Below are 6,373 nucleotides of genomic sequence, written 5' to 3'. Positions count from 1 at the left end.
GAATTAAAGAATTTTCCCCCTGATTTATCGGGTGAGCCGTTAAACAACTTGTTACATATCCTCATGGTCAAGGTACAGATTTGATTAAATATGATATTATAAGCACTGATAAGCCAATGGCTGGCGTTCTCGTTAAAGTTAAAGAGGCTGGCAAACCTTGTGGCGCAGGTATATTAATGTTCAGACCTGATGTAGTTAAGGATTTATCAAATGTTGATGTACAAAATACTGCTGTTGTAGGTATTGACTTTGGTAGTAATAACACTTGTGTTTACTTTAACGCTGGAAATAGAGGTGCCCAACCGGTTCAGTTTAAGAATTATAGGTCAGTTATAGTTGGTAAAGAAAATACGGATACTCGTTCAATTGCCCAGAATGACGAACTCCTATTCTTCACTAACTATGAATCCAATAATGGTCAATTAAAGTCATGGCTTCATGAACATGATACTCGTTATACTAAGAATGGTATATCAGAAGAAATACAAGGCGGTGTTCCTGTAAATCGTCCTAATATTTTGGTCAATCACATGGATGAATTTATTATAGAAACACAGGCTGGTAATCTTCATTATAACATGAAATGGTTGAATGATGATAAAGGTTTATTGAAGAAACGTGCTTTCTTAAAAAGTATTTGGTTACAAACATGTGCCTTCCTTTACCAGAATAAAATTAAACCATCTCAAATAAATTGGAGTTATCCAGGTTCTATGATGGAGGCTGACATTGACGAATTAAGACGAATATTTGAGGAATTGTCTCGTATGACACCTATTATGGGTAGGAAACCGTCTATCAATGATGAGAATATCACAGAAGCTGAAGCCGTATGTAGTTATGCACTTTCAAATAACAACTTCGGTCTTAACAATAATAATATGTTCCTAGGTATTGATGTTGGTGGTTCTACAAGCGACATTCTTCTATTGGCTAAGAATCCGCAAAAAGGTAATCAGGCTTCACTTTTCAGAGAAAGTTCTGTGAGACTTGCTGCCGGTGTTTTCTTTAACACTGTTATAAATTCTGATGACTTTAGACGTGCTTTATTGAACTTCCATGAAGGAAAGAGTACAAAGGTTTTTGTAGCAAATATACAGGAAATAATTAAGGAGAAGAAGAAGGCCCCTTATTACCTCAATAGTATATTTGATCAGCTGAAGACAGAAGAAGACTACGATAAATTCTATAGTTCTATAGCTGATAATGCAAAAGTAGTATTTACTTTACCTGCATATGTAACAGGATTGTTGCTTTACTATTCTGGTATGCTTATTGGAAAGACTATCAAGGATAACAATCTTGACAATATTACTAGGATTGATATTCTATCGTTTGGTAAAGGTGGTCGCTTATTCCACTGGCTCCGTAATGCTGCTAGTAACAGTACCACTATGGGATATTATAAATCATGTCTCAATGCCGGTGTTAAACGTATAATTGATAGGGAACTGGATGTTAAATACAGAGACGAAATCGAGGTTGACAATAAAGCAGAGGTTGCTAAAGGTCTATGCGATATGCAGGATCTAAATAAAGTATTCGTAGATAATCATAGCGATATCTGTGGTGAGATAGGTGTAAGATTTACAAATTCACAGGGTGCATCTAGAGAGTTGTTGCCTACAGATGAATTGTCCGGTGAATACTTCGATAATGATATGAATTACTTTGACTTCACAAGCATGGAATGTTTTGAAGAGTTTTTCAATATCTTTATCAATTTCGTAAGTGTAAAAACTAAATTATGCACTATGGACGCTGAACTCAGAAATGATTTCGCCGATCTTCCAAATAAGGTAGGAGCTTTCATTTGCCAGGACAGCGAATATAAGAGTGCCAAACGAAAAGTAAATAATGGTGGTTCTTTCGCTTATCATCAACCTTTGATTATAGCAGAAGGCTCATGCTTCCTGGAGAAAACATTAATAAAAAAAGTGTTTAGTTAATGAAGACATTATCACTATATATAGACAGATGGTATATTGCCGCAGCAGTCTGCTACGACAATATACCTCGTCGTATAGATCTGCCTAATAGGGAAGACCGTATTTGGCTCTATTTTTATGAAGATATTAATAATGATAGAGTTATTTATGGTAAATCTTATCAGAAGCATTATCTGGATAAGGAGCTTCATTACTATGGTGATATATTCTCTAAAGTCGTAAAAGAAGATGAAACCTTTAAAAGATTTGGAAAAGATGTTAGTTTGAAAGAAATCTTTAAGGCATCTGATATACTTGAACACCTAACTAGGGACTTTAATGAAAATGAGAAAATAGATACCTACATCTCTTTTTCAGTTGATGTTTCGTATGCCGCCCAGAAGGTTTTTCTCGATATATTGGAAGAGAATAATTTTGTTATCAAAGAGAGTGTTGCTAGAATCTCTCACTTAGCTGTAGAACTTTCCAATAAAAAGGGCCTGTTGAATGATTCAAATTGCATTCTCGTTATTACAGCTTGCAATGAGAATCTCCGATATGTCGTTTACAAACAAAGTAATAATGTTTTTGTTAGACAAGGAAATGAAGGACTCCTAAGAGGTTATGGAACTGATTTGAGAGGCCGGGCATTACTGGAACAGATTGTTTGGCAAATTAATAATTCAACTAAATTCCTAAGAAAAGAGGAAGAGGAAGAGGAAATTAACAGATTGAACCAAAATCTGGCAAGATGGCTATTACAACTTGACAACACCAAGTTTGGTCGTCCTGTTATATATAACGATATAACTTTCTCCAGAGCCCCACATAATAAGCAGAATGCTACTATTCTGAAGAATGTTATTGAGGAAAGAACCAAAACAATAGTCAATGATGTAGTTGACAATATTGTTCAATATGTAAAAGAACTTGATATTGTATTCTCAGATATAAGTCATATTATTTTCATAGGTGATTCATTTAAGAATAGCATGTTCAAGGAAGAGTTATTACAGCGTTATCCTGTAACTCCGAACAATATAGTTGCTTTTGGGAATAAGGATATTCCTGAGATTGTTGGTATTTACAGTCAAATGGACTTGTCTCAATTTGATAGTTTAAGAAAGAATATCGAAAATCTCTCTTATGAACAATTAGAACAGATTAAAATTGCAGAAGAAGATAGAAAAGCTAGAGAAGCTGCACTTAAGAAGCAGGAAGAAATTGATCTTGCTAATGCTGCTATGCGTGAAGATGAGAGAAAGTTCAATGCCGCCATTGTTGACGCTGAATCTTATGAGAAGAAAGGCGACTATAGCAGCATGATAGATCTTCTAAACATTGCTCTTACTTTAAAGCCTGATGATAAGGAAGTAAAGAAAATGTTGGATGAAGCAAACAGAAAGCTATCCGAAATCAAGGTCAAGAATGAGCAATATAATAAAACCATCAGGATGGCTCAGGATGCCTTGAACTCACAGCGATGGCAGGATGCTTATTCAAAGAGTGAGGCAGCTTTAGAATTACGCCCTGATTCTTCTGAGGCAAAACGTATTCTTACTGAATCACAAAGAAAAATCAAATTAACAGAAAGCCTTAAAGAGTTTCTTTTACGAGCTGACACCTTTATTGGTCAGAAATTATATAAGGAAGCATTAGAAGAACTGAATAAGGCTAAGCATGCTGATTCTAATAATAAAGAGATTGAGGAACGTATATCCAAAATCCAAAATATACAGAAGAAGCATAAAGAAGAATTGGGCTTATTAGAACAGGAACTTACTAAGGCCGAAAAAGAAGATAACTTTGACATAGCCATAGAAATATGCAATAAGCTCATTGACAAGGATATTCAGAATCCTAGAAAATGGAATGAGCATATAGTTTATCTTAAAGAAAGACGGAACAAATATCTTAAGGATATAGAGCTGTTTGAATCGTTAAAGATTAAGATAAATGAAGCAAGTTTTAATGAACATTGGGAAGAACTTATAGAGCTATGCAACAAAGCATTATCTATAAAATCTGATGATTCTATTAAACGATATTTGGAAAAGGCACAGGACAAGTTCAAGCTAATTCAAGATCAAAAGAATTTTGAGAGCTTGGTTTCTAATGTGAAAACATTTATTGCTGATAGACAATGGCCTGAAGCTAAAGAAATTATCAAGGTATTACACGGGAAATATCCTGACAGAAGTGATATTATAAGGAATCTTCGTAAACAAATTTTTGATGCAGAAGAAGCCTGGGAGGATAAACTTAGTGGAAAGAAACATATATCTTCTCCTATGCCAAATAATACTGAAGAGTATGGAAAACCTCCAGTAAAAATAGATAGACCTTCTAAAGATTCTTCTTTTGATGACTTCTTTGGCTCCGATAGTCCTAAAGGGAACAGCTTAGGTCAAAATAAAGGCAAGAGTGTTCCTTCTAATACGAATAGTCAGAAAAAGGAATCTTCAGGTGATAGTTTCTTTGATTCTGATTCTTCTAAATTAGAGAAATCAAAACAGAAACAGCATACGAAACCATCTGCAAAAGATGATTTCTTTAAAAGCTGATATTAAAAAAATGAATTGGGTTAGAATGGATTATTTTTAACTTTTTAAACTAATAACATATGGCAGAAGTACAGCTTAAAAGAAAAATTACGCTGCGCCGTAAGGAAAAGCCAGCGGAATTTACATTTGATGGACTGCTAAAAGTAAAATTGTTGTGGCAGTCTAAAACAGACTTGGATTTGTGTATTTTCTTTAAAAGAAAAGATGGACAAATCGGAGGCGTATTCTCTTCAGCATTCCGTCAGAAAAAATCTGATTTAGGTAATTTGTCTGAATTCCCTTTCATGTTACATAAGGGAGATGAAGCAGAACCGGCACCTGGGGGAGAATCTATAGAGCAAATCAATATTGCCAGTCTAAATGATATAGATACAGCGCATGTATGCGTATTAAATTACAGTAAAGCTATAGACGGAGAAGAGGTAAACTTTGCCCAGGATTCAGGTAGAGTAGAAATACAAAGTGACTCAGGTGACTATCTGGAAGTCCTGATTGATGCTACCGAGGATGGACATGTTTACCATGTATGTAGTATCAAGAATAATGAGGGTATTAACTCTGTTATAAATGAAGGTGTTGTTATGGATTTGGGTACTGCTTTTGATAAAATACCTGGGTTCTCACTAATATGCGAATAATAACTTTTAATTTTTATAATTATGGCTGAAGTAACATTAAAAAAGAAAATTACTCTTCGTAGAAAAGAAGAACAAGCTGCTTTCACTTTCTCTGGTAAACTTAAAGTAAAACTTATTTGGTCTTCTGATACAGACCTTGATTTATGCCTATTCTTTAAGAAAAAAGACGGCTCAATCGGTGGTATATTCTCTAATGAATATAGAGGAAAGAAATCTGACCTAGGTGATTTAAGCAAATTCCCATTTATGCTTCACATGGGTGATAATAAAGAACCGGCTCCAGGTGGTGAGGAAACAGAACAAATCAATATTGCCAGTCTTAGTGAAATCGACACAGCTTATGTTTGTATCGTGAATTATAACGCTGCCGTTGAAGGTGAAGATGTTACCTATGCTGACGAAGGTGGACGTGTAGAACTTCAAAGTGACTCAGGTGACTATCTGGAAGTGTTAGCAGACTCTAAAGAGGAAGGCCATGTTTACTGCGTTTGTTCAATTAAGAATAAGGATGGAGTTTATGCATTGAAGAACGAAAGCAATGTAATGGATTTAAGCACTGCATATGAGAAAATTCCTGGCTTTGAATTAATTGTAAATTGCTAATATGGTACAACTAAAGAAAAAAGTTACTCTTAAGACCAAGATAGCTGATTCTGATGTAAAACAAGATATACAACCAAAGAATACAGCTCCGCAGGAACCTGTTAATAAAACAGGAGGTGGTAACAAGCGTAACCTTTGGGTCTTTTTGGGTATAGTTGTTTTGGCTGCTATATTGTTCTTTGTTTTTGTGGGTAAAGATAATGAGACATCAGTACAAACAAATGTAGCTCAGAATCCTGTTACTGCTAAAGCTGATTCTATTCAGCCTGCCAAAACAGAAGAAACAGCAGAAAAGGTTGATTCAACAAATGTAGAGAAAACAGACAATACATTAAAGGAAGAACCTACTAAAGCAACAGCAGAGATGCCTTCATCAGAAAGCAACTCTAAACAAAGTTCAAAGCCGGATGTTGTCAAAGTAGAGAAAAAAACTCAAACATCATCTGCAATACCTGTAAATGGTAGCCTCGAACAGAAAGCTATTGCTGTTATACGTGGTACTTACGGCAATGGATTGGAGAGAAAACAAAAGCTCGGTGACGAATACACTGTTATCCAAAACAAGGTTAACGAAATGTATCGTGATGGTTTAGTTGATTAAAACTGTAAATACTGAAATAAAGAAACCGATGTTCTTCAT

At 35.0% G+C, this 6,373-nt stretch carries 5 protein-coding genes; all 5 read left to right on the top strand.

What is annotated here, in order from left to right:
- Window positions 1-80 precede the first annotated feature (80 nt).
- The 5 genes from DWX33_RS11285 to DWX33_RS11265 are packed head-to-tail and all read left to right on the top strand — an operon-like array spanning window position 81 to window position 6,334.
- Window positions 81-1,949 carry a hypothetical protein gene (locus tag DWX33_RS11285; protein ID WP_233570169.1) on the top strand — a complete coding sequence of 623 codons (1,869 nt, stop codon included), beginning with the start codon at window positions 81-83 and terminating at the stop codon, window positions 1,947-1,949.
- Window positions 1,949-4,492, top strand: coding sequence for a lipopolysaccharide assembly protein LapB (locus tag DWX33_RS11280; protein WP_117983991.1), 2,544 nt, complete (start codon window positions 1,949-1,951; stop codon window positions 4,490-4,492). The genes DWX33_RS11285 and DWX33_RS11280 overlap by 1 nt, the downstream gene beginning before the upstream one ends.
- Window positions 4,493-4,551: 59 nt before the next feature.
- Complete coding sequence (locus DWX33_RS11275; protein WP_005651916.1) at window positions 4,552-5,130, top strand: hypothetical protein; 579 nt, start codon at window positions 4,552-4,554, stop codon at window positions 5,128-5,130.
- 21 nt (window positions 5,131-5,151) lie between these two features.
- Window positions 5,152-5,733, top strand: coding sequence for a hypothetical protein (locus DWX33_RS11270; protein WP_005651918.1), 582 nt, complete (start codon window positions 5,152-5,154; stop codon window positions 5,731-5,733).
- A gap of 1 nt (window position 5,734) precedes the next feature.
- Window positions 5,735-6,334, top strand: coding sequence for a hypothetical protein (locus tag DWX33_RS11265; RefSeq protein WP_117983990.1), 600 nt, complete (start codon window positions 5,735-5,737; stop codon window positions 6,332-6,334).
- Window positions 6,335-6,373 lie beyond the last annotated feature (39 nt).

The organism is Parabacteroides sp. AF19-14, from assembly GCF_003635485.1.
Lineage (GTDB): Bacteria > Bacteroidota > Bacteroidia > Bacteroidales > Tannerellaceae > Parabacteroides > Parabacteroides distasonis.
Note: the sequence above shows the minus strand (reverse complement) of the source record. Positions and strands in the feature narration are given on the sequence as shown.

What these genes read in the sequence shown, in the direction of transcription:
- DWX33_RS11280 (WP_117983991.1), top strand. Translation starts at nt 1,949, where the DNA reads ATGAAGACATTATCACTATATATAGACAGATGGTATATTGCCGCAGCA.
- DWX33_RS11265 (WP_117983990.1), top strand. Translation starts at nt 5,735, where the DNA reads ATGGTACAACTAAAGAAAAAAGTTACTCTTAAGACCAAGATAGCTGAT.
- DWX33_RS11275 (WP_005651916.1), top strand. Translation starts at nt 4,552, where the DNA reads ATGGCAGAAGTACAGCTTAAAAGAAAAATTACGCTGCGCCGTAAGGAA.
- DWX33_RS11270 (WP_005651918.1), top strand. Translation starts at nt 5,152, where the DNA reads ATGGCTGAAGTAACATTAAAAAAGAAAATTACTCTTCGTAGAAAAGAA.